Origin of the sequence: Tissierella sp. (assembly GCF_052089545.1) — a bacterium.
In the GTDB taxonomy this organism is placed as follows: domain Bacteria; phylum Bacillota; class Clostridia; order Tissierellales; family Tissierellaceae; genus Tissierella_A.
Genome location: NZ_JBQDAA010000014.1, coordinates 1 through 22,669, shown reverse-complemented (window position 1 = coordinate 22,669; position 22,669 = coordinate 1). Strand labels below are relative to the sequence as shown.

18 protein-coding genes, 1 tRNA gene and 1 other annotated feature are annotated in these 22,669 nt (G+C 31.1%); of the genes, 8 read left to right on the top strand and 11 right to left on the bottom strand.

Annotated features, from left to right (window positions below; all coding sequences use genetic code 11):
• The first annotated feature begins 180 nt into the window (after positions 1-180).
• From ACTHW2_RS02455 to ACTHW2_RS02435, 5 genes are all read left to right on the top strand, one after another.
• Positions 181-420: a FeoA family protein gene (locus ACTHW2_RS02455; protein WP_442262144.1), complete on the top strand. Its 240-nt coding sequence runs from the start codon at positions 181-183 to the stop codon at positions 418-420.
• Positions 421-446: 26 nt separating this feature from the next.
• Complete coding sequence (gene feoB, locus ACTHW2_RS02450; protein ID WP_442262143.1) at positions 447-2,438, top strand: ferrous iron transport protein B; 1,992 nt, start codon at positions 447-449, stop codon at positions 2,436-2,438.
• A gap of 14 nt (positions 2,439-2,452) precedes the next feature.
• Entirely contained in the window at positions 2,453-2,716 is a 264-nt protein-coding gene (locus ACTHW2_RS02445) for a FeoC-like transcriptional regulator (RefSeq protein ID WP_442262142.1), read from the top strand.
• An 828-nt stretch (positions 2,717-3,544) separates the two neighbouring features.
• Positions 3,545-5,005: a nicotinate phosphoribosyltransferase gene (locus ACTHW2_RS02440; RefSeq protein WP_442262141.1), complete on the top strand. Its 1,461-nt coding sequence runs from the start codon at positions 3,545-3,547 to the stop codon at positions 5,003-5,005.
• 88 nt (positions 5,006-5,093) lie between these two features.
• Positions 5,094-5,675: a hypothetical protein gene (locus ACTHW2_RS02435; RefSeq protein ID WP_442262140.1), complete on the top strand. Its 582-nt coding sequence runs from the start codon at positions 5,094-5,096 to the stop codon at positions 5,673-5,675.
• Positions 5,676-5,867: 192 nt separating this feature from the next.
• Here the strand turns inward: ACTHW2_RS02435 and ACTHW2_RS02430 are convergent, their stop codons facing one another.
• From ACTHW2_RS02430 to serS, 8 genes are all read right to left on the bottom strand, one after another.
• Positions 5,868-7,223, bottom strand: coding sequence for a sodium-dependent transporter (locus ACTHW2_RS02430; RefSeq protein ID WP_442262139.1), 1,356 nt, complete (start codon positions 7,221-7,223; stop codon positions 5,868-5,870).
• Positions 7,224-7,381: 158 nt separating this feature from the next.
• Positions 7,382-7,840 (bottom strand): tRNA adenosine(34) deaminase TadA, encoded by a 459-nt coding sequence (gene tadA, locus ACTHW2_RS02425; RefSeq protein WP_442262138.1) that lies wholly within the window; start codon positions 7,838-7,840, stop codon positions 7,382-7,384.
• A gap of 62 nt (positions 7,841-7,902) precedes the next feature.
• Positions 7,903-7,977, bottom strand: a tRNA-Arg gene (locus tag ACTHW2_RS02420).
• Between the two features lie 95 nt (positions 7,978-8,072).
• Positions 8,073-9,563 carry a M1 family metallopeptidase gene (locus ACTHW2_RS02415; protein ID WP_442262137.1) on the bottom strand — a complete coding sequence of 497 codons (1,491 nt, stop codon included), beginning with the start codon at positions 9,561-9,563 and terminating at the stop codon, positions 8,073-8,075.
• 175 nt (positions 9,564-9,738) lie between these two features.
• Complete coding sequence (locus ACTHW2_RS02410) at positions 9,739-11,733, bottom strand: TRAP transporter permease (RefSeq protein ID WP_442262136.1); 1,995 nt, start codon at positions 11,731-11,733, stop codon at positions 9,739-9,741.
• Between the two features lie 13 nt (positions 11,734-11,746).
• Positions 11,747-12,289, bottom strand: a complete 543-nt coding sequence (locus tag ACTHW2_RS02405) for a DUF1850 domain-containing protein (protein WP_442262135.1) — start codon at positions 12,287-12,289, stop codon at positions 11,747-11,749.
• Entirely contained in the window at positions 12,270-13,265 is a 996-nt protein-coding gene (locus ACTHW2_RS02400) for a TAXI family TRAP transporter solute-binding subunit (RefSeq protein ID WP_442262134.1), read from the bottom strand. Before ACTHW2_RS02400 ends, ACTHW2_RS02405 begins: the two co-directional genes overlap by 20 nt.
• Before the next feature lie 174 nt (positions 13,266-13,439).
• Entirely contained in the window at positions 13,440-14,714 is a 1,275-nt protein-coding gene (serS, locus tag ACTHW2_RS02395) for a serine--tRNA ligase (RefSeq protein ID WP_442262133.1), read from the bottom strand.
• Positions 14,715-14,762: 48 nt separating this feature from the next.
• Positions 14,763-14,935, bottom strand: a binding site (T-box leader).
• A 290-nt stretch (positions 14,936-15,225) separates the two neighbouring features.
• Here serS and ACTHW2_RS02390 point away from each other — a divergent pair.
• From ACTHW2_RS02390 to ACTHW2_RS02380, 3 genes are all read left to right on the top strand, one after another.
• Entirely contained in the window at positions 15,226-17,202 is a 1,977-nt protein-coding gene (locus tag ACTHW2_RS02390; RefSeq protein ID WP_442262132.1) for an LTA synthase family protein, read from the top strand.
• A 403-nt stretch (positions 17,203-17,605) separates the two neighbouring features.
• Positions 17,606-18,001, top strand: coding sequence for a PAS domain-containing protein (locus ACTHW2_RS02385; protein WP_442262131.1), 396 nt, complete (start codon positions 17,606-17,608; stop codon positions 17,999-18,001).
• Positions 17,998-18,267: a helix-turn-helix domain-containing protein gene (locus tag ACTHW2_RS02380; protein ID WP_442262145.1), complete on the top strand. Its 270-nt coding sequence runs from the start codon at positions 17,998-18,000 to the stop codon at positions 18,265-18,267. Before ACTHW2_RS02385 ends, ACTHW2_RS02380 begins: the two co-directional genes overlap by 4 nt.
• A gap of 56 nt (positions 18,268-18,323) precedes the next feature.
• Here ACTHW2_RS02380 and ACTHW2_RS02375 read toward each other — a convergent pair whose 3' ends face one another.
• The 3 genes from ACTHW2_RS02375 to glpK form a co-directional block, all read right to left on the bottom strand.
• Positions 18,324-19,679 carry a sodium-dependent transporter gene (locus ACTHW2_RS02375; protein ID WP_442262130.1) on the bottom strand — a complete coding sequence of 452 codons (1,356 nt, stop codon included), beginning with the start codon at positions 19,677-19,679 and terminating at the stop codon, positions 18,324-18,326.
• A 90-nt stretch (positions 19,680-19,769) separates the two neighbouring features.
• A complete protein-coding gene (locus ACTHW2_RS02370) occupies positions 19,770-21,155 on the bottom strand; it encodes a tryptophanase (protein WP_442262129.1) in 1,386 nt (461 codons plus the stop codon).
• A gap of 272 nt (positions 21,156-21,427) precedes the next feature.
• Positions 21,428-22,669, bottom strand: a 1,242-nt coding sequence (glpK, locus tag ACTHW2_RS02365; RefSeq protein ID WP_442262128.1) for a glycerol kinase GlpK, incomplete at its 5' end; no start/stop codon positions are given.

Genomic DNA, 22,669 nt, shown 5'->3' with positions numbered 1-22,669 from the left:
AGTCGGTGCTAATCTTTTAACTTTTATCAGACATTTTCAGAAGTGCTTGACAATAAAAAAAATTTAATTCCTAGTAAAAAACTATTGATTTTTTTATTAGTTTACTGTATTATGTAAATAGATGATATTGATAATCGTTATCAGTGCCTAGTATTATAATATAATAAGGAGTGAATATAAATGGAAAATTTAATTATAGAAAAGACATGTCTTTCATCACTTAAAAGAAATGAGTCAGGAATAATATGTGAAATCGCAGGTGGATGTTCTGCAAGAAATAGATTGTGTGAACTTGGTTTAAATAGGGGAGTATCAGTTCAAATTGTTAAAAATGATATTGGACCTTTGATTTTAGATATCCAAGGACATAAACTTGCTATTGGTAAAGGTTTAGCAAGCAAAATACTTATAGAAAAATAAATCATTTATTAGGAAGGGGAAAAGATATGAGCGTAATTGCTTTAGTAGGAAACCCAAATAGTGGTAAGACTACACTTTTCAATGCTCTTACAGGTTCAAATCAACATGTTGGAAACTGGCCTGGAGTTACAGTTGAAAAAAAGGAAGGAAAAGTAAAATATAATAATAAAGAATATAATGTGGTAGATTTACCAGGTACTTATAGTCTTGGAGCTTTCTCAGAAGATGAGATAGTTGCAAGAGATTTTATATTAAAAGGAAACCCAGACATAGTAATCAATGTAGTAGATGCAACAAATATTGAAAGAAATTTATACTTAACATCACAACTTATAGAAATGGGAACAAAAGTAGTATTGGCTTTAAATATGATGGATGAAGCCCTTGCTAAAGACATAAAAATTGATTTAGATAATCTTTCTAAAAAGCTTGGAATACCAATAGTAGCTACTGTTGCTTCAAAAAAACAAGGAATTAAAGATTTATTGAAATCAGCAACAGAATATATGGATTCTAAGAACACTTCAAAGAAATTTACTTATAGTAAAAACATTGAAAAAGAATTGGAAAATATAAGACCTCTTCTTGCAAATTCAGAATATATATATCCTAGCAATTGGTTAGCAATCAAACTTTTAGAAAGAGATCAAGATATCATAAGTTATATAGATGAAAATGGAAGTGAAGATTTAAAAAAGAAAGTAGCAGAAATTGAAGCTGTTGATTCTGATTTAGAACTTGAGATCATTGATAATAGATATAGTTTTGTTAATAATGTATTAGCTCAAAGTGTTACAAGACCTAGTGAATCTAAGGTTAGCTTAACAGATAAAATAGACACAATAGTTACCCACAAATTTTGGGGAATACCAATATTTGGACTTATAATGTTTATAGTTTTTCAACTTACCTTTACAATCGGTGAAGATTTACTTGGAGGGTTTGTGGAAGACGGACTAGTTAATCTAGGTGTATATGTAGAAGGACTACTTATTAATGCATCTGCTCCTCCACTTCTTAGCTCCTTTATCAATAACGGAATATTTGGTGGTGTTGCAGCCGTTATAGTCTTTGTTCCACTTATAGTAGTTTTATATTTCTTTTTAGGAATATTAGAGGATACAGGTTACATGGCAAGAGCTGCCTATGTTATGGATGGTGTTATGAGAAAACTTGGACTTCACGGTAAAACTTTTATCTCTATGATAATAGGCTTTGGATGTAATGTTCCTGGTATTATGTCAACTAGGACACTTGAAAATAAAAAAGATAGGATGATAGCAATACTTATAAATCCCTTTATGAGTTGCGGGGCTAAGATACCTATATATATGTTATTTATAGCAGCTTTTTTCCCTGATAGTGGTGGAATAGTACTCTTTTCAATATACTTTTTAGGTATTGCAATGGCACTTATAGTTGGTAAGATATTTAGTAAAACACTTTTTAAAGGTGAAAACTCTGACTTTATAATGGAACTTCCCCCTTATAGACTTCCCTCTATAACTAGTGTTCTTAGAAATATGTGGGATAAGGTTTGGGACTTCCTTCATAGGGCAGGTACAGTTATATTTGTAGTAGTTAGTATTCTTTGGGTTCTTTCAATACTTCCATTTGGAGTTGAACCATCAAGTCAAGCAAGTTTCTTAGGTAAAATTGGTACTTTCGTAGCTCCTATTTTTAAACCTGCAGGCTTTGGTACATGGCAAGCAGCTGTAAGTCTGTTTTCTGGAATAGCAGCTAAGGAAGCAGTTGTAGGTGTTCTTGGAATGGTATATTCTGGTGGAGAAGGTGCAGCTGATTTAGCAACACAGCTTCAAGGAATATTTACACCTCTTACTGCAGTTTCCTTTATGGTTTTGGTTTTATTTTATACTCCATGTGCTGCAACTATAGCCACAGTAAAAAAAGAAACTAATTCTTATAAATGGCCAATCTTTATTTCACTTTATACATTTGCTATAGGTTGGATAGCAGCAGTGCTTGTTTATCAGGTTGGGACATTACTTGGATTTTAAGGAGATGAATTGTTTTGCTTAAAGAAATTTTAAATTTAATAAATGAAACGAATCTTTATTCCGATGCTTTTATAAGCAAAAAACTTAATATAAGAAAGGATATGGCAAATGATATGGTAAAAAGCCTTATACGAATGGGATACTTAATAGAAGATTTAGGCTCTCCCACTTGTCAAACTTCATGTAGTAAGTGCGCTTATGCTAGAAGTTGTAATACGACTCCAGTAAAAACATTTAAAATATCTCCCAAAGGTGAAAAATTATTAAAAGCAGTGTAAAAAGCTATTTTAGCTGAATATAAGCATTGTATTCTAAAATAAAAACATCTTTTTTGAAAAAACTTTAATTATTTTCAAAAAAGATGTTTAATTATTTTTAATTGGGTATAATATTAATACAAGCATAAGAGATAAAAAAGATTAGTTTATACCCCTTAAATTTTAGATTTATCTTTATATATTTTATAGCTTGTAAATAAAACTTGACTTACCGGGTTTAAAGTAAAAGGTAAATTGATTTGGTAGTAAGTCCTGAGTTTAGAAAATAATCTGATTGAGAGATTTACAAGATTATCTAGTAAAAGATTTAAGTATTAAGAATATTGTATCTAGCAACATTTTCAAAGAAACAATAGTAACTTAGTAGTTTAATCTTGCTCCTAACAAAGTTTCAAGTTTATGTTTAAAGTCACAATTTGTAATAGCTAAAGATTAGATTAAAGAGATAGTAAAGTAATGTAGAAGATTTAAAATTGAGTATCTAGTTTTAGATTACAAGAAATATAGTTTAAAGAATGGTTAAGATTTAGGTTTCCGTAGGTATTGGATACCAAGACTTAATAAAGAAAAGATTGATTCAACAATTTCAATTGAGGAGAAGATTAATATAGTAGAAGATTTAAGCAAGGAAAGTCATTTAGGCTCGTGTAAGATCAAGTTTTATTTTAAATAATGGATGTTTTCTAATAAGAATTATAGAAAACATCCATTTATTTTTTTGTCTTATTTAAATTTATAATCTTAATTACATATAGATATTCTATCTACATCTTGTATTTATAAGCTTTTTTGTTTATAATACAAATAATATAACTTAAGGAGATGCATATGAATAAATTAGACTGGTCAGATAATAAAAACCTTTCAATGCTTGCAGATTTTTATGAATTTACTATGGCAAATGGATATTTAGAAAATAATATGGAAGAAAAGATCGCTTATTTTGATATGTTTTTTAGATCTATTCCAGATGATGGGGGCTATGCCATAATGGCAGGCTTAGACCAACTTATAGAATACCTTAAAAACTTAAGATTTAGCGACAAAGATCTAGAATATTTTAGAAGTAGAAACATATTTTCAGAAAAATTCTTAAATTACCTTCGTAATTTTAAATTTACTTGTGATGTATGGTCTATTAAAGAAGGAACACCTATATTTCCTGGTGAACCCATAGTTATAGTTAGGGGTCCTATCGTACAAGCTCAGTTAGTAGAAACCATGGTTCTTCTTACTATAAATCATCAATCTCTAATAGCAACAAAATCAAATAGAATATCAAGAGCAGCCGGGGGAAGGTCTGTAATGGAGTTTGGAAGCAGAAGGGCCCATAGTTATGAATCTGCTATTTTAGGCGCAAGGGCGGCTTATATAGGCGGTTGTGCTGGTACTGCTAACACTATTGTAGGTAGAGACTTTAACATTCCTACAGTTGGTACTATGGCCCACAGCTGGGTACAATCTTTTGATAGTGAGCTCCAAGCATTTCAAGCTTATGCTAGGGTTTACCCTGATACTTGTTATCTACTTGTAGATACATATGATACATTAAAAGAGGGTATACCAAATGCTATAAAAGTTTTTAATGAAGAAGTATTACCTAGAGGCTTTAGGCCTAAAGGTATAAGGATAGATAGTGGCGATATGGCTTATCTTTCTAAAGAAGCTCGAAAGATGTTAGATGAAGCTGGTTTTGAAGATTGCGCAATTATGGCTTCAAGTGGTCTTGATGAGTATATTATAAGAGATCTTATAAACCAGGGAGCTAAAATAGATTCTTTTGGTGTTGGTGAAAGACTTATAACTGCTATGAGTGAACCAATCTTTGGTGGAGTTTATAAGCTCACTGCTCTAGAAGATGATGGAGAGATAATTCCTAAGATAAAAATAAGCGAAAATGTAGGAAAAATAACTACTCCAGGTTTTAAACAAGTATATAGATTATTTAATAGAAATACACATAAGGCTATAGCTGATGTTGTAACCCTTCACGATGAAGTTATTGATGATAGTAAAGCTTATGAAATATTTCACCCACTATTTACTTGGAAAAGAAAGCTTATAGAAAACTTTTATGCTGAAAAATTATTAATTAGAATTTTTGATAAGGGAGAACAAGTCTATGAGACACCACATATAGAGGAAATTAAAAAACATACTGATAAAAACATAGAAAATCTCTGGCAAGAAGTAAAAAGATTTGAAAATCCTCATGAATATGTAGTAGATTTATCCTTGAAACTATGGACTATAAAGGATAAATTACTAAAAGAAAAAGCTAAAAAGTAATGGCATATGTATCTTATCTAATTTAAGTATGAAAAAAATATACAAAATTTCTAATGTGTATAATAAATATAATTGGAGGTAATAGTAGATGACTTATAAACAAAGATTTATAAATAGTGTAGATGAATATAAAAAGGAACAAAGAAAGTTAAAAGCTGAGTATAATAAGTTTAATCAAGGCTCTCACTCAGAAGAAGAAGAGAAGGAAAATACAGAAAAATTAGAAGGATTACACAAAAAAGAAATTGACAAGTTAAAAACAAATCTTGAAGAAATATTAGAAGATAAAAGAAAAGAACTTGGATCAAAAAAAGAAACTGATTTAAATAAAGACTACCAGTTAAGACTAACTAATCTATTGAAAGTATTTAAAAGAGATGGCACAGAAATGGACGAAGAAAATATAATAAAAGGTTTAAGATTATTTACAGAAGACCCTATGGCCTTAGACTCTCTTAGAGAGGCTCTTATCGAGTCAGGAGTAGATAAAAACGAAGCTTTCGAACTTATACCTCTAGAAAAAACAGATTTAACTATAGCTAAACTTGATAGTATTAAGAAAATGTTAAATGCTAAATCAAAATTATCATTAAAAAAGGAAGAGGACGGTTATTTAGGATATGAACCTTTATTAGATGTCTTAGACGATGATTTTAATTATTTAGGCTAATAAATAAAAATATTAAGGTTGATACTTTATAAAAAAAGCATCAGATAGATAAATCTATCTGATGCTTTTTATTTAGGATAATAAATAAAAATTTTATTTTTTATAATTTATAAATAAAGCATCAGATATATAAATCTATATGATTCTTTTTATTTATGATTATTTGATTAATTAAATTATCAGATTTTAATCTTATTCCATAAATCCAAATACTCCCAGTTGATATAAGAATACTAGAACTATTCCAATTGGAGCCACATATTTTATTATAGCAAAATATATACTTTCGTATCCTATGCTAAATTTACCCTCATTAGAAAGCTGACCTTTTATTCTACCCTTATCCATAAACCAACCAACAAATATTACACTTATAAGTGCTGCTGTAGTTAAGAAGTAGTTTGCTGTAGTTTCATCTAAAAAGTCAAAGAAATTATTTCCAAAAAAGTCTAAATGTGCTAATGGACCATTTGAAAGTGATGCAAAGAATCCTACTAAAGTGATTCCTGTAAAAGCTAATATACTAGCTCTTTTTCTAGCCATTTTTAGACTATCAACTAAATATGCTACTACTACTTCCAGAAGTGATATAGTACTTGTAAGTGCCGCTAGTGCTAAAAGTGCAAAGAACATTATAGAAAATATATATCCTCCAGGCATTTGATTGAATACATTTGGAAGAGTTATAAATACAAGTCCTGCTCCGTCACTTGGATCTACTCCATAAGCAAATACAGCTGGAAATATAGCTATTCCTGCAAGAAGAGCTATAAAGGTATCTGCTAAAGATATTTGAAGGGCTGTACTGCCTAAGTTTTCCTTATCTGATATATAAGAACCATATGTTATCATAATACCCATACCAAGACTTAAAGAGAAAAAGGCGTGCCCCAAGGCCCCTAGTACTACCCTACCATCTATAACCGAAAAATCAGGTTGAAATAAAAACTTAAGTCCTTCCATGCTGTTTGGAAGACTAAGCGCTTTAATATCAAGTATAATAATAAGAACTAATAATAGCGGTACCATAATTTTTGCGACTTTTTCTATTCCCTTTTGTACACCTGTAGAAACTATAAGACCTGTTATACCCATAAATACAATTTGCCACATAATAGGTCTATATGGATCTGCTATAAAGCTTCCAAACATATTCCCAATCTGCTCACTACTTTGTCCTGCAAATTTATTTGTTATTGATGCAAATACATATTCAAGAGTCCAACCTGCTACAACCCCGTAAAATGAAAGAATAAAAAAGGCTGCTAAAACTCCAAGTACTCCTGATACAAAGAACGGTCTTTTGGAATCAAGCTTTTTAAATGAACCTATAGCATCTTGTTTACCTTCTCTACCTATTACAAACTCACTTAACATCAGAGGTAATCCAATTGCTGCAACTATTCCTAAATAGACAATTAGAAAGGCACCTCCGCCATACTTTCCTACTACATATGGAAACCTCCATATATTACCAAGTCCGATTGCTGATCCTACAGCTGCTGCAAGTATTCCAAATTTCGAACTAAATCCTTCTCTTTTTTCCATGAATATTACCTCCTTTTTTTGTATATTATTTATACTATAAAGGGATAAAGCGGTTTTGTCAAGGTTTTTTTATAGTTTTCAGAATATTTAATCTTGCTAAGTGTTTAACAAAAGCTAATTTGTGAGAATGTAAATGTTTCCATATTATATAAAATATTTTAATTTTTTTTATTTTTTCTTAATCTTTTAAAGAAATTTTGTAAAATTGTCTTACATTCTTTTTCTAAAACTCCAGTTTTTACCTGGAGTCTATGATTTAAACCTTTGTGATTTACTATATTAATAAGACTGCCAGCACATCCCCTTTTGGGATCAGAAGTTCCTATTACAAGTCGTTTTATCCTAGAGTTTACTATAGCACCCGAACACATGGCACAAGGCTCTAAAGTAACATAAATAGTACAGTCTATAAGCCTCCATGCATCAAGTGATTTACTCGCTTCATCTAGGGCAATTATTTCTGCATGGGCTAATGAATTTTTTAATGTTTCTACCCTATTGTAGCCTCGTCCTATTATCTGACCATCTAAAACTATAACAGCCCCTACTGGAATTTCCATATCTTTATATGCCTTTTCAGCTTCTTTTATAGCTTCTTTCATAAAATATTCATCCATATTTTCACCTGCTTTTTTATATAAAAAAACTTATAAATAATATATTATTTATAAGTTTAAAGTGGCACCCCCGGCCAGAATCGAACCAGCAACTAACCCTTAGGAGGGGTTTATTATATCCATTTAACTACGGGGGCTTATTCAACTATTCTTACATTTTATAATATCCATCCTATATTGTCAATATTTTTAAATGTTAAGAGTATAGTTTTTATCTATAAGTTCTTTTATTTCATTTTAGCCATTTTTCATTCATAGATTCAAAACTATCTCCTGTTACTTCTTCACACACTTTTAAAAAATCTTCTGTTCTAGCTATTTTATATTTATACTTTTGATAATATCTATTTAAAATATCTAAAAAGATTTCCTCATCATACTCGTCTTTTATATCTCTTAAAAACATAGCTGCTTTTGTATATACTAAAGGTCCATAGTCACCCCAGTCTCCAAACTCACTTAATGGTTTATTAACAGTTTGATCTCCTTTTTCTAGATATCCTTTTACAATATCGTATCCTATTTCAATATTGTCCTCAAAATATATATCTCCCGCCTTTTTTCCATATATATTTTCCATATATATTACTTCAGAATAAGTTGTTAGTCCTTCATCAAGCCATGCCTCATTTACTTGATCGTTTCCAACTAGCCCATACCACCATTGATGTGCTGTTTCGTGAACTATTGTTTGTTCTAAGTTTTTCTTAAGCTTTTCTTTAAATTGTTCCTTACTTATAAAAACTACAGTGGGATACTCCATTCCACTTGGAAATTCAGTTAAAACTACAGAATATGTTCCATAAGGATATTTTCCAAAGTGCTTATTAAAGACCTTTAAAGAATCCTTACTATATTTCAAAGCTTCTTTTATCATAGTTTCATTATTATCTAGATAATATAATTTTACTAAAGTGTCATCTATTTTTTCTTCTTCAATCTTAAAGTCTCTACTAGCTGAAAAAGCAAAATCTCTTATAAGCTGTCCTTCTATCTTATATGTTTTTTTATCTCCTACTATTTCCTCCTCTAATATGTTTCCACTACTTGCCAGAACTATATCCTTATCTAGACTTATGTTTATATCATAGTTTGATATTTCACTATAAAATGGATCTCCTATTGAATAATATGGATCTTTGCTCCATCCATCTTCATCGTATACTGAAAGAACCGGATACCAGTTACCAAAGTTCATAGTATTTTCACCATAGCCAAAACGATCTTTTGAAGTAGGAAGTTTTGCTTGGTACTTCATATCTATTTCTATTTGAGATTCTTTTAATAAAGGCTTGTCGAGTTCTATTTTTAATAGTGTCTCATCTTCTCCTTCTATTTTATATTTTAATTTTTCTCCATCTACAGAAATATCTTTCATCTTTATATATCCCTTTTTATATTCAGCTTTAGAATATGACTGTCCCAATATAGAAGGAGAACTATCAAAATCCTTAAAAGCATTTGGATAAAGCCTAAAATATATTTCTTTTAATTCCCTTCCTGTAGTATTTTTAAATCTAGTTTTTTGATTTCCACTATAAGATTTATTCTCATCATCTATTTCTATATCTATTTCATATTTATTTAAATCTTCCTTCACTTCAGTAAAATTTTCTTTTATTATAGTTTCACTTTTAAAATCACTAGATTTTTTACCTTTACATCCTGTTAAAAATATAGCTATAACTATAAGACATATCCAAATATTAGTTTTTCTTTTCAAGATTTACCTCCTTAAAAATATACTTATATATAAGTATATCCTTTTATGCATTTATAAATTACTCTATAAGGTTATATAGGTCTTTTAGACATAAAAAACTCCCTTATATAAGATTTTTTTATTTAATCTATTATAAGGGAGTATATCAAACTGTTATAATTTTTATCTTTTTCTACTATGCTGTTGCCTTAGTTTTCTTTTTTCTTGTCCTTTGAAGAATAAATACTATAGCTAAAGCTGCAAGACCTATTGCATCAGTTTGTAGTCCTGGTTTTAATAGTGTTAGTGCTGCTACAGCTAAAAGTAATCTTTCATATATTTTACAATGATCTATAAAGTAGTTCTCTACTGCTCCTGCCAGGCACAATATGCCTATTACTGCCGATATTATCATAGGAATAGCGCTTGCTAAAGGTAAAAACTCTACAGTCGTTCCAACTACATCCTTTACAAGTATTAAAGATGGATCTACTGCAAATATATATGGTACTATAAAGGCTGCAATCGCTAGTTTAAAGGCTTGGAAACCAGTCTTCATAGAATTGGACCCTGCAATTCCCGCGCCTGCATAGGCCGCCAATGCTACTGGAGGTGTTATATCTGCTACAACTCCAAAGTATAATATAAATAAATGGGCTGATATAAGGTTTACTCCTAGTTTTGTAATTGCAGGAACTGCCATAGTAGCAAGTACTATATATTTAGCAGTTGTAGGAAGACCCATTCCAAGAATTATAGAAGCAAACATTGTAAACACTAATGTAAGAAGAAGTCTTCCACCAGCTAATGTTACTATAAGTTCTGCAACCCTAAGACCAAGGCCTGTAAGTGTAACTACCCCAACTATCATACCAGCACATGCACACGCACACGCAACTCCAACAGCACCCTTAGCTCCTGACTCAAAAGCTGCGAATACTGATTTTATACCAAATGAGTTATTTTTCTTTATTAAAGATGCTGCAAATGCTATAACCGCACTCATTATAATAGCTGTAAATGCTGCAAGTGTAGGTGTAAACTGCATAACAAGCATAGTTACTATCCATACTACTGGAAGAAGTAAATATCCTTCCGAAAGAATAGTCTTTTTAAAATCTGGGAGTTCTTCCTTTGGAAGACCTTTAAGACCTAATTTAGATGCTTCAAGGTGAACCATAGTTCCTACAGCAAAATAATAAAGTGCTGCTGGTATTGCTGCTGCAGCTACTATATTAAGATAGGCTATTCCAGTAAAGTCAGCCATAATAAATGCTGCTGCACCCATAACAGGTGGCATAATTTGTCCTCCTGTTGATGATGTTGCCTCTACTGCTCCTGCATAATATGGTTTATATCCTGTTTTTTTCATAAGAGGTATGGTAAAAGCACCTGTTGTTACTGTGTTTGCAACAGAACTTCCAGATATAGATCCCATAAGACCAGATGCAACTACTGCTGTCATAGCTGGACCACTTTTAGTGTGTCCTGTCATTGCAAAGGCTAAGTCTATAAAAAAGCTTCCTACCCCTGTTTTGTCGAGGAATGCTCCAAATAAAATAAACATAAATACAAAGGTTGCCGATACACCGAGTGGTATACCCATTATACCTTCCAGTGCTAAATACATGTGCGATATAATTCTCTCTAATCCAAAACCTCTGTGAGCTAAAAGTCCAGGTAAACTTGGACCAAGTTTAGCATATAGTAAAAATATTATAGATACTATTGGAAGTTCTGGTCCTACTGCACGTCTAGTGACTTCAAGAGTTAAAAGTATTGCGATTGCTCCAAAGATAAGATCCATTGTGGTTACATTTGTACCTTTGTTTGCAATTTCTTCTACAAATATAAATATATATCCAAATACTACTAATGTTAATGCTATAAGTACAAAATCTAATATACTAGCTCTATCCCTCTTAGATTTTTTTCTTGCTGGGTAAAGTAAAAACCCTAGTGTAAATGCAAAAATTATGTGAAGGGATCTTTGTCTTGCAGAAAGTAGTGTTCCAAAGCCTGCTGTGTAAAATTGAAATAGCGACATTGATATTGCTATTATAGAAACTAACAAAGCCCACTTTCCTTTAAACTTTCTAACCTTAGAAGCATCAGCATCATATTCTTCTAAAAGCTGATCAACATTCATGTTTTCTTCAGATTCGGTTATCTTTACATCTTTTTCATCCAAAATAATCACTCCTTTATAATATAATTGTTTTTATAATATAATTTAAAAGACTTATTCTCTCGGTGCTAAATCTTACTCCTGCTCGTTTTTTTGAGAAATCTAAAAATTCATATGTTTTATCACCTATTATAATTTCGTGATTGGCAATTTCTGCTCCTGTTCGATATATGACATCTCTATATTTTTTATTTATATTATATATCCTAAATCCATCATCTATAAGTTCAAAATCATATTCAGTAGTCGCAGGAAGTCCAGCACCATATGATTTAAATGTTGTTTCTAAAAGTATTATCTCATCCTCATAAACTTTATATTTTTCAGTTACAGGACTCTTTTCTACAGAGTGAGTATATTTAATAGTAAACTCTTCTTCTTCCTTTACCCGCCAAAGTTCTAAGTACTTTTCCGTCCTAAAATCTTTTGCAACTAAGACTTTTAAAGGAAACAAAGCTACCATTAAAAAAATTAATAAAATGATAAGAATTATTTTAAAAGGTTTAAGGGTATTGAAAAAATCAATACCCTTAATATTATTACTCGATTCCTTCTTCATCGTAATACTTTTGAGATCCAGCATGAACATCTACAGGCATACCTTCTATAGCTGTTTCAAGCTTTAAATCATTTCCTCTATCATGAGTATCTATTATTGTTTGTCTTTGTTCAAATAATTGTTTTGTAAGATTGTATACTAAATCTTCGTCTAAATCTTTTGGAACTACAAGCATTGCCATAACTGCTGTAGTTGTTAAGTCTTCATCGTTTGTATATGTTCCACTAGGGATTGTAACTTCTGTATAGAAAGGATATTCTGCATTTAATTCAGCAACTTTTTCCTTATCTATTGGTACTACTACTATGTCAGATGTTTGAGATACTTCAGTTACAGCAGAAGTTGGTATTCCAGCTGTTACAAAAGCTGCATCTATTTGGTTGTTTTTAAGTTGATCTGCTGCTTCACCAAATGATAAAAAGTCTGCTTTTCCTAAATCATCATAATCCATTCCATGAGCTGCTAATATTTGACGAGCATTTGCTTCTGTACCAGAACCTGGTGCTCCTATAGCTACTTTTTTATCTTTTAAGTCTTCAACACTTTTTATATCTGATTTTCCATTTGCTATTATTTGAATAACCTCTGGATAAAACATAGCCATACCACTTAAGTTTTCTACTTCACCTTGGTCTTCAAAATTTTCTGTTCCAGTTGCTGCATAATAAGTTACATCACTTTGTATAAAAGCTACTTCTGCCTTTCCATCAGCTATAAGACCAATGTTTTCTACAGATGCACCAGTAGATTGAGAATCTGCTTGTACACCATCAACATTATCATTAAATATCTTTGCTATTGCTCCTCCTAATGGATAATAAGTACCTGAAGTTCCACCGGTTGCTATTGAGATAAAAGTTTTTTCTCCGCCTCCGCCTCCATCGCTGCTGCCTTCTTCCGCTGGTTCACCACACGCTACCATAAGTGAAGCCACTAATACAATAACTAAAAATATAGACATCTTTTTCTTAAACATTAAAATCCCTCCCCTTATTATTTTATGTATTTCTCCTATTGTCTGAATATTTGAAATACATAGTCATTTATAATTATACATCATATTAACATAATATTCTACTTATTTTGAATATATTAATAAAATTTAAAAAATCCTAGACAAATTTGTCTAGGATTTTTTGAGTTTTACTATTTATTTTTCAATTTTTTCTAGTCTATTTAAATATGGTCTTAAAACTTCTGGAATAGATATACTTCCATCTTCCTCTTGATAGTTTTCAAGTATAGCAGCAAATGTTCTACCTACTGCAAGACCTGAACCATTCAATGTATGAAGATACCCTACCTTAGAAGTTTCTTCATCCCTATATCTAAGATTAGTTCTTCTAGCTTGAAAGTCTTCAAAGTTACTACAACTTGATATTTCAACATATCTATCATAACTTGGCATCCAAACTTCTATATCATATGTTTTAGCTGAAGAAAATCCTAAATCACCACTACTTAACATTACTACTCTATATGGTATATCTAAAAGTCTTAAAATTTCTTCTGCATTGTCTGTAAGTTTTTCAAGTTCATCATAAGAATCTTTAGGATTTACAAGTTTTACAAGTTCCACCTTATCAAATTGATGGTTTCTTATAAGACCTCTAGTATCTCTTCCAGCTGCTCCTGCTTCTTGCCTAAAACAAGGTGTATATCCTGTATAGTATATAGGTAGATTTTCATCTTCTAATATTTCGTCCCTGTGAAGGTTTGTAAGTGGAACTTCAGCTGTAGGAACTAAAAAGTAATCTTTCCCTGGAAGGTGAAACATATCATGTTCAAACTTTGGAAGTTGGCCTGTGCCTGTCATACTATCCCTATTTACCATAAATGGAGTAAGCATCTCAGAATATCCATATTTTTCAGTGTGAACATCTAGCATAAATGTAATAAGTGCCCTTTCAAGTCTTGCACCTAAACCTTTAAATAATGTAAATCTAGCTCCAGTAATCTTTGAAGCTCTTTCAAAATCTAATATTCCCAAATCTGTACCAAGATCCCAATGCGGTTTTATTTCAAAGTCAAATTCTCTTGGAGTGCCATTTTTTCTAATCTCCACATTATCTTCATCACTTTCCCCTATAACTACAGAATCATTAGGAGTATTTGGAATTTCAAGAAGTATAGCTTTCATTTCTTCATCAATCTCTTTTACAAGCACATCTTTTCCTTTTACATCGTCTGAAAGTTTTTTCATTTCTTCTAAAACTTCCTCTACATCTTTTCCTTCTTTTTTAAGTTTTGGAATTTCTTTAGATACACTATTTCTCCTAGCTTTCATCTCTTCTACTTCCACCAGTAGATTTCTTCTTTTTTCATCTAGTTCCAATACCTTATCTATTGGAAAGTCGCCATTTCTTTTTTCTAGAGCTTCCTTTACCTCTTTGGTATTCATTCTTATTCTTCTAATATCTAACATTTTTTTACCTCCTTTTTTTCAAAAAACAAAAAATACCCCCTATCCCCTAGTAGGGACGAGAGTATTACCCGCGTTGCCACCCTAATTAACCTTTTTAAAAGTTCACCTTAAAAGATTATTAGCTCCAGGACGGATTCAAAAGTATCACTTGCCAAATCTCACCATAACTTTGACTCTCTTAAAAGTATCAACCTTCTACTGTTTCCCTTCTTAGCTAAGTATTTAATTAAAATTTAGTATATACTAAATTTTATCTTTTATCAAGCTTTTTTCATTCTTTATGGTTTTTTTGTCGTTTTTACGTATTTATCTCAATTTTATGATATAATGCATATCAATATTCTATTATAAAAATAGAATATTATACAAGTCTTACAGATTTGTAAGATTTCTTTCATTATAATGTAATCTTTATATTATATTATAATGGGTATATGAATATATATACGGTATAATTGTGTATGACTTAATTAAACCTTTAAAGTTAATAAAAGAAAAAGAGGGATGTAATTTGAAGAATAAAAAGAATTTAACCAATAAAAATTTTAGAAATAATATTATGCTTGTTCTTTTAGTAGTTGGAGGGATATTTAACGACTTGATCCTTAGGGCCTTTACTATAGGAGGAGTATTTAAGCTAAAGCCGATTGTAACTAGCGTGTCAATAATACTTATTATAAGCATTATTGCAATATTTTCATCATATAAAAATAGGAACTATGTATATTTGATTCTTTCTGGTATATTTAGTTTTTTAAGTGCTGCAAATTACTTATATTACACTCACTTTAACTCCTTTATATCAGTTACATTTTTAAACCAAGCATCACAACTTGGTAAAATGAAAAACAGTGTATCTGAAACTTTAGATTTAAAGGTTTTAATATTTGCAATTCCAACAACCCTTCTAATAATTGCTTTTAGAAAACTAAAAAAGAAAGGCTATTTTGTAGAAAATAAAGAATCTAAATCTAAAAGGGCTATTATAAGACCATTTATACTTGGAACTACCATGCTACTACTGGTTTCACTTACTTTAACTTCTACTGATCTTTCTAGATTAAGAAAACAGTGGAATAGGTCTTACCTAGTAGAACAACTTGGTATATATTCATATGCTACAGCAGATATAGTTAAATCAGCATTAGTACCAAAGCCTGAAAAAGTAGACTTAGATAACTACGATGAAAGTTTAGATAATTTAATAAATACTAATCAGAATAAAAAAATTGATAATGAATATACAGATATATTAAAAGGAAAAGACTTATATGTAATCCACTACGAAAGTGCACAAAATTTTGCTATGGATTTAGAGTTTGGAGATGGAGAAGTTACACCATTTTTAAACCAGTTAACAAGAGAGGGTCTGTTCTTTAACAACTTTTACCCCCAACATTCTATAGGTACTAGTAGTGACTCTGAGTTTACATTTTCTACTTCACTATATCCTATAAACAATGGAACAGTTTTTATAGACCATAGCGGTAAAGAATACCAAACTATACAAAAGCTTTTAGATGAAGAAGGATACTATACCATGAGTATGCATGGTAATGATGGTAGCTTTTGGAATAGAGATGTAATGCACGAAAATCTTGGATATCAAGACTTTATAAGTAAGAAATCATACGATATAGATGAAGAAGTAGGTCTTGGCCTTAGTGATGAATCCTTCTATAAACAATCCGTTCAAAAAATAAAGGCTATAAAAGAAGAAAAAGATATGCCAATTATGTCAACAATTATTTCTCTTTCTCATCACTATCCTTTTGATGATTTAGAAACCTATGGAGACTTTGATACAGGATATTTAGAAGGAACAGATATATCTAATTATTTAAAATCATTAAACTATGCAGATAGATCCCTAGAAATCTTCATAGAAGAAATGGATAAAGAAGGATTATTAGATAATGCTGCAATCTTAATATATGGAGACCATCATGCAAAGGTATCAACTGCAGATTACGAAAAAATATATAACTACAATGAAGAAACAGATACATTTTTAGAAAAAACTGATCCTGAGTATATAAAGATAAATAATGCTTATTTAAAACAAATAAGAAAAACTCCACTTGTTCTTTGGACTAAAGATAAAACACTTTCTAGAACTGTAGAAGAGCCTATAGGTATGATAGATGTTATGCCTACTCTTTCTAATATGCTTGATATATATAATCCTTATCAAATGGGAAATGATATATTTAATCTAGAAGAAAATAGCATTACCTTTCCAGATGGAGGTTATGTAGATAAAAACTACTATTACTCTTCTTCTACTTCTGATATTTACGATATGAAAACTAATGAGCTACTTTCTATAGAAGACTTGGATATAGACCTAGAAGGCAGAATTGAAGAAGCAGAAAGAATTTTAGATCTTTCATCTGATATAATAAGTAATGATTTGATAAAATATCATAGAGGTATTTTAGAAGACAGAGAAGATGAGTCTAATGATATGCCTGGACCAACGCGATAAATTAAAATATTTCTAATATAGAAAAGCTAGCATCTAGATGCTGGCTTTTTTTATATCCTTTTATATTTGACATATTAAAATAAAGTTCCTGTAAATATAAAGGAGTTCTAAATTTACTTTTATAACACTTTTAACTTGAAGAATGACCTTTGTTATCCAATACTTGATAAACTCGAAAGCAAAGGCTATTAAAAGCCCTATAAAGGTAAAGCTGATAGGCTAAGATCAAGCAAATATTAACAAATAAGCAAATGTGACAAAATTAAAAATATATTTATAAAATTTATAATATAGTAAATAATAAATATAAGATATTTATTTACTTTTAAGGTCTATAAATTTAGTGCAAAATCTTTTGCAATGTGATAATATATTATTATGACAATTTGTAAGGGGTGTCCAATTGGATAAGAAAATAAGGGAAAAATATTTATTTTTAGCAGAGTTTCTAGAAAAAACATTGGGATCAGAATATGAAATAGTCTTATATGATTTTTCTAATAATGAAAGTAGTATTATTTATTTAGCCAATAGTCATATAAGTGGCAGAAGTATTGAAAACCCTTTAGACAGTTCAACATTTAAGTTTATCTCTGAACAAACTATTCGAGACAACAACTATATTGTTAGCCAAAAGGGAATTACAAGAAATGGTAAGGTAATAAAATCATCTTCCTTTTTTATAAAAGATGATGATAATAATTTTATTGGTATGTTATGTATTAACTTTGATGGAAGTAAATATGTAAACCTAGCAAAGAAAATACTAAGACTTACTAATATGGAAATGCTTCTATAGAAAGTGAATCTCTTCACTCTTCTGAGTTTATAGAAAGTATTCCAGATTCAATATCTACTGTAACTGACGATGTACTAGATGATACACTAGATTATTCAGATATTCCTGTAACCCATTTAAAACAAGAAGAAAAAATAGAGATAGTTAGAAAGTTAAATGAAAAAGGAGTATTCATGCTAAAGGGAGCAGTGTCTGAAGTAGCTGAGAAACTTCAAGTTTCAGAAGCAACACTTTACAGGTATATAAGAAGGGTTAATGATAAATAAAGAGAGGCGCCATCTGGCACCTCTTTATTTTTATAATTTTTTGTATTAATTTTATTTTAACCAATACCCCCGTAAATAATTCCCATTATATATACAAGTATAGTTAGTCCTACAAATACATATTTTGTCATAGGTTCAAACCATGCTCCGAGTTTCTTTTCTCTACCCATTTGAACAGCTTCTCTTGCAAATCCTTCTCCTGCTATCCAGAAGAATACTACTCCTGCAAGAAGTGCACCAAGTGGTATTACATATATTGAGATTACATCCATCCATATAGAAACTACATCTCCATTTTCAATAAAGACTCCTACAAGTGCTGTAAGACCTATTACTAAAGAAACTGATTTAAGTCTAGAGATTTTAAATTTTTCTTGAATTGCTTCAATTGGTGTTTCCATAAGGTTCATAAGTGATGTAGTTGCTGCAAAGAATACTGCTACAAAGAACACTATTGCAAATAAATTTCCAAGTGGCATTTGTTTAAATACCTCTGGTAATGTTATAAACATAAGTGGTGGTCCTGCTGCTGGATCAAGATTGTATGCAAATACAGCAGGTAATATAACTAAAGCTGCAAGCATAGCTGCCATAACATCAAATATAACTATATATTTAGCTGCATCTACAACATCTTCATTTTTCTTTAGATATGAACCATATACTACTGTTCCAGACCCTGCTAAAGAAAGTGAAAAGAATGCTTGTCCTAATGCAAATACCCAGGTTTTTGGACTAAGTAAAGCTTCCCATCTAGGGACAAACATAAACTTATATCCTTCCATAGCTCCTGGTAAAAAAGCTATTCTTATAGCAAGTATTAAAAATAGTCCAAAGAATGCTGGCATTAAAACCTTATTTACCTTTTCTATACCATCAGCAACTCCAAGAGAAAGTATTACAAGAAGAATTAAAAGCCCTAATAAGTGCCATGTTGTACTCCCGAAAGTTCCCGCTATCTGTCCAAAGTATGCTCCACTATTTTCTGCGCCTAGCATAGATCCTGTAAATGATCCAATTAAGAATCTTAAAATCCATCCTACTACTACTGAATATCCTATTGCTATACCAAGTGACCCTATAACTGGTATCATTCCTACAGTCGCTCCGTAATCTTTGTTTCTTCTTTTAAAAGCTTTTTTAAATGAACCAAGAGGTCCTGTACGCATTGCACGACCAAAAGACATCTCGCCTATAACTCCAGTAAATCCAATTACAACTACAAATATAAAGTATGGAATTAGAAATGCTGCTCCTCCAAATTCTCCAACCCTATATGGGAATAACCATATATTTCCCATCCCTACAGCTGACCCTACACATGCTAGTACAAATCCAAATTTAGAACCAAAGGTTTCTCTGGAATCGTTTTCCAATGTTTCAGGATTATTATTATTATTCTTATCTACCATAGATTCTCTCCCCTACATATATTTTTATATTTATAATGGATAATGACAGGTCATTATCCATTATAAATTATAAATCTTATTATAAGTTTCTTATTTTACTAATGGTTTTAAACTTGCTTGGAAGTGACGAAGTACTGGTGGCTCCCAAGTAATTTCATATCCTTTAATTTCATCTGCTCTTTTCTTAATAGCAATAAGTGCATCTGCCATTACATCAACATGAGATTGAGTATAAACTCTTCTTGGAATTGCAAGTCTTGTAAATTCAAAGTCTGCTTGGAGTTGTTCTCCAGTATCTGGATCATTACCAAGCATGTATGAACCTATATCACAAGTTCTGATTCCAGCTTCTTTATATAATTCTATAGCTAGAGCTTGACCTGGATACTCATTATATGGAATGTTAGGAAGTAATGCTTTTGCATCTACAAATACTCCATGTCCTCCTACTGGTGACTGATAAGCTATTCCAGCATCATCTAATCTAGCAGCAAGATACTCCATTTGTCCATGTCTATATTTTAAATAATCTTCATCTATACCTTCATAAAGACCTATAGCAAGAGCTTCAAGATCTCTTCCTGATAAACCACCGTAAGTAGTAAATCCTTCAAATGAGATTGTTCTTCCCTTTACTAATTGGAATAATTCTGCATCTTCTTTAATTGCAAGAAGTCCACCCATATTTACTATTGTATCCTTTTTCGCACTCATAGTAAAGATGTCAGCATAAGAAAACATTTCTCTTGTAATTTCTTTAACGCTCTTTTCTGCATATCCTTCTTCTCTTAACTTTATAAAGTAAGCATTTTCTGCATATCTAGCAGCATCTATTACTAGAGTTATACCATATTTTTTACATATGGCTGCAGTCTCTTTCATGTTTTGCATAGATACAGGTTGACCACCAGCTGAGTTGTTAGTAATAGTCATTACAACTACTCCAATTTTTTCTTTGCCATGTTCATTTATAAGTTTTTCTAATTTTTCAACATCCATATTTCCTTTAAAAGGTGCTCTAAGTGATGGATCTTTAGCTTCTTCTACTACACAGTCAATAGCTCTTGCTCCAGCTAATTCAACATGAGCTCTTGTAGTATCAAAGAACATATTAGAAATACCATATTTTCCTTCTTCTAATAAAAGACCAAATAGTACCTTTTCAGCAGCACGTCCTTGATGAACTGGTTGAATATGCTCGTATCCAAATATATCTTGAGCTGCTTCTACTAGGTTATAATAACTTCTTCCGCCAGCATATGCTTCATCTCCACGCATAACTCCTGCCCATTGAATATCACTCATAGCATTAGTTCCTGAATCTGTTAAAAGGTCTATATAAACATCTTCACCTTTAAGACTAAACATATTATATTTAGCTTCTTTTATCTTTTCTTCTCTTTCTTCTCTTGTTAACATTTTAATAGGTTCTACCATTTTAATTCTAAATGGTTCTGGTATATATTTTACTGACATTCTAAAACCTCCATTTATTTTTTATAATTTTACTTTTGTAAGTTTTTCACTGTGATAATAGTTTATCACCATTAAAAAACTTTGTCAAGAGTTTTTGAAAACATTTTCCTATATTTATTATAAATTTCTTATTAAATAGTTTAATCCTTTTATTTTATGTATTTTTTGCTTTTGTTATACATAAACATACCCTATAAAATAAACTTTGAAAATTTATCTATACTATAGGGTAATATTATAAGCTTACTATGGATTTTAAAATCTTCTTATTTTTATTCTTCTTCCCAATTAGTAGATCTACTAATTGCTTTTTCCCATCCCTTATATAGCTTTTCTCTTTTCTCTTCTTCCATGGAAGGTTCAAATATTCTATCTACACTCCATCTATTTTTAATATCATTTTTACTTGCCCAAAATCCTACTGCAAGACCTGCCAGATATGCAGCTCCTAGTGCAGTAGTTTCTATTGTATGAGGTCTATGAACTGGCACATCCAAGATATCAGCTTGGAAATCCATTAAGAAGTTATTTTCAACTGCACCACCATCTACCTTCAAAGTCTTCAAGTCTATACCAGAATCTTCTTCCATAGCTTCTAATACATCTCTAGTTTGATAGGCTATAGACTCTAATCCTGCTCTTATTATATGATTTCTACCTGTTCCACGAGTAAGCCCTACTAAAGTACCTCGTGCATACATATCCCAATGCGGAGCTCCAAGTCCTACAAAAGCTGGTACTAGATATACTCCTCCAGTATCTTCAACTTTTCTTGCAAAGTATTCTGTATCCCTTGCATCATGAACTATTTGAAGTTCATCTCTCATCCACTGTACTACAGCCCCAGCTACAAATATACTACCTTCTAGTGCATATTCAACTTTACCATCTATTCCCCAAGCTATTGTAGTAAGTAGACCATTTTTAGAAGGTATTTTTTTCTCACCTGTATTCATAAGCATAAAACATCCTGTTCCATATGTGTTTTTTGCCATACCAGGCTGGAAACATGCTTGACCAAACAAAGCTGCTTGTTGGTCTCCTGCTATTCCTGCTATAGGTATCTGAGCTCCTCCAAATGTTTGAGGATCAGTGTTTCCATAAACTTCACTTGAGTTTTTAACTTGTGGAAGCATAGAAGCTGGTATTCCTAATTCTTCTAAGAGCTTTTCATCCCACTTTAACTCCTTGATATTATAAATCATCGTTCTAGAAGCATTGGAATAATCCGTTACATGTACTCTTCCACGTGTTAGATTCCATATAAGCCAAGTATCTATATTTCCAAATAATAGTTCTCCTTTTTCAGCTTTTTCTCTAGCACCTTCTACATTATCAAGTATCCATTTAATCTTTGTTCCAGAGAAATATGCATCTATTAAGAGTCCTGTGTTTTCTTTTACATAGTCACTAAGTCCACGTTTTTTTAGATCATCACATATACTAGCAGTTCTTCTACACTGCCAAACTATAGCGTTGTAAATAGGCTTTCCTGTATTTTTATCCCATACAAC

Bases quoted from the DNA above. Each gene is read 5' to 3' on its own strand.
- tadA (WP_442262138.1), bottom strand. From the start codon at position 7,840: ATGGATGAATATTTTATGAAAGAAGCTATAAAAGAAGCTGAAAAGGCA.
- ACTHW2_RS02435 (WP_442262140.1), top strand. From the start codon at position 5,094: ATGACTTATAAACAAAGATTTATAAATAGTGTAGATGAATATAAAAAG.
- ACTHW2_RS02400 (WP_442262134.1), bottom strand. From the start codon at position 13,265: ATGTTTAAGAAAAAGATGTCTATATTTTTAGTTATTGTATTAGTGGCT.
- feoB (WP_442262143.1), top strand. From the start codon at position 447: ATGAGCGTAATTGCTTTAGTAGGAAACCCAAATAGTGGTAAGACTACA.
- ACTHW2_RS02440 (WP_442262141.1), top strand. From the start codon at position 3,545: ATGAATAAATTAGACTGGTCAGATAATAAAAACCTTTCAATGCTTGCA.
- ACTHW2_RS02430 (WP_442262139.1), bottom strand. From the start codon at position 7,223: ATGGAAAAAAGAGAAGGATTTAGTTCGAAATTTGGAATACTTGCAGCA.
- ACTHW2_RS02405 (WP_442262135.1), bottom strand. From the start codon at position 12,289: ATGAAGAAGGAATCGAGTAATAATATTAAGGGTATTGATTTTTTCAAT.
- serS (WP_442262133.1), bottom strand. From the start codon at position 14,714: ATGTTAGATATTAGAAGAATAAGAATGAATACCAAAGAGGTAAAGGAA.
- ACTHW2_RS02455 (WP_442262144.1), top strand. From the start codon at position 181: ATGGAAAATTTAATTATAGAAAAGACATGTCTTTCATCACTTAAAAGA.
- ACTHW2_RS02375 (WP_442262130.1), bottom strand. From the start codon at position 19,679: ATGGTAGATAAGAATAATAATAATAATCCTGAAACATTGGAAAACGAT.
- ACTHW2_RS02370 (WP_442262129.1), bottom strand. From the start codon at position 21,155: ATGTCAGTAAAATATATACCAGAACCATTTAGAATTAAAATGGTAGAA.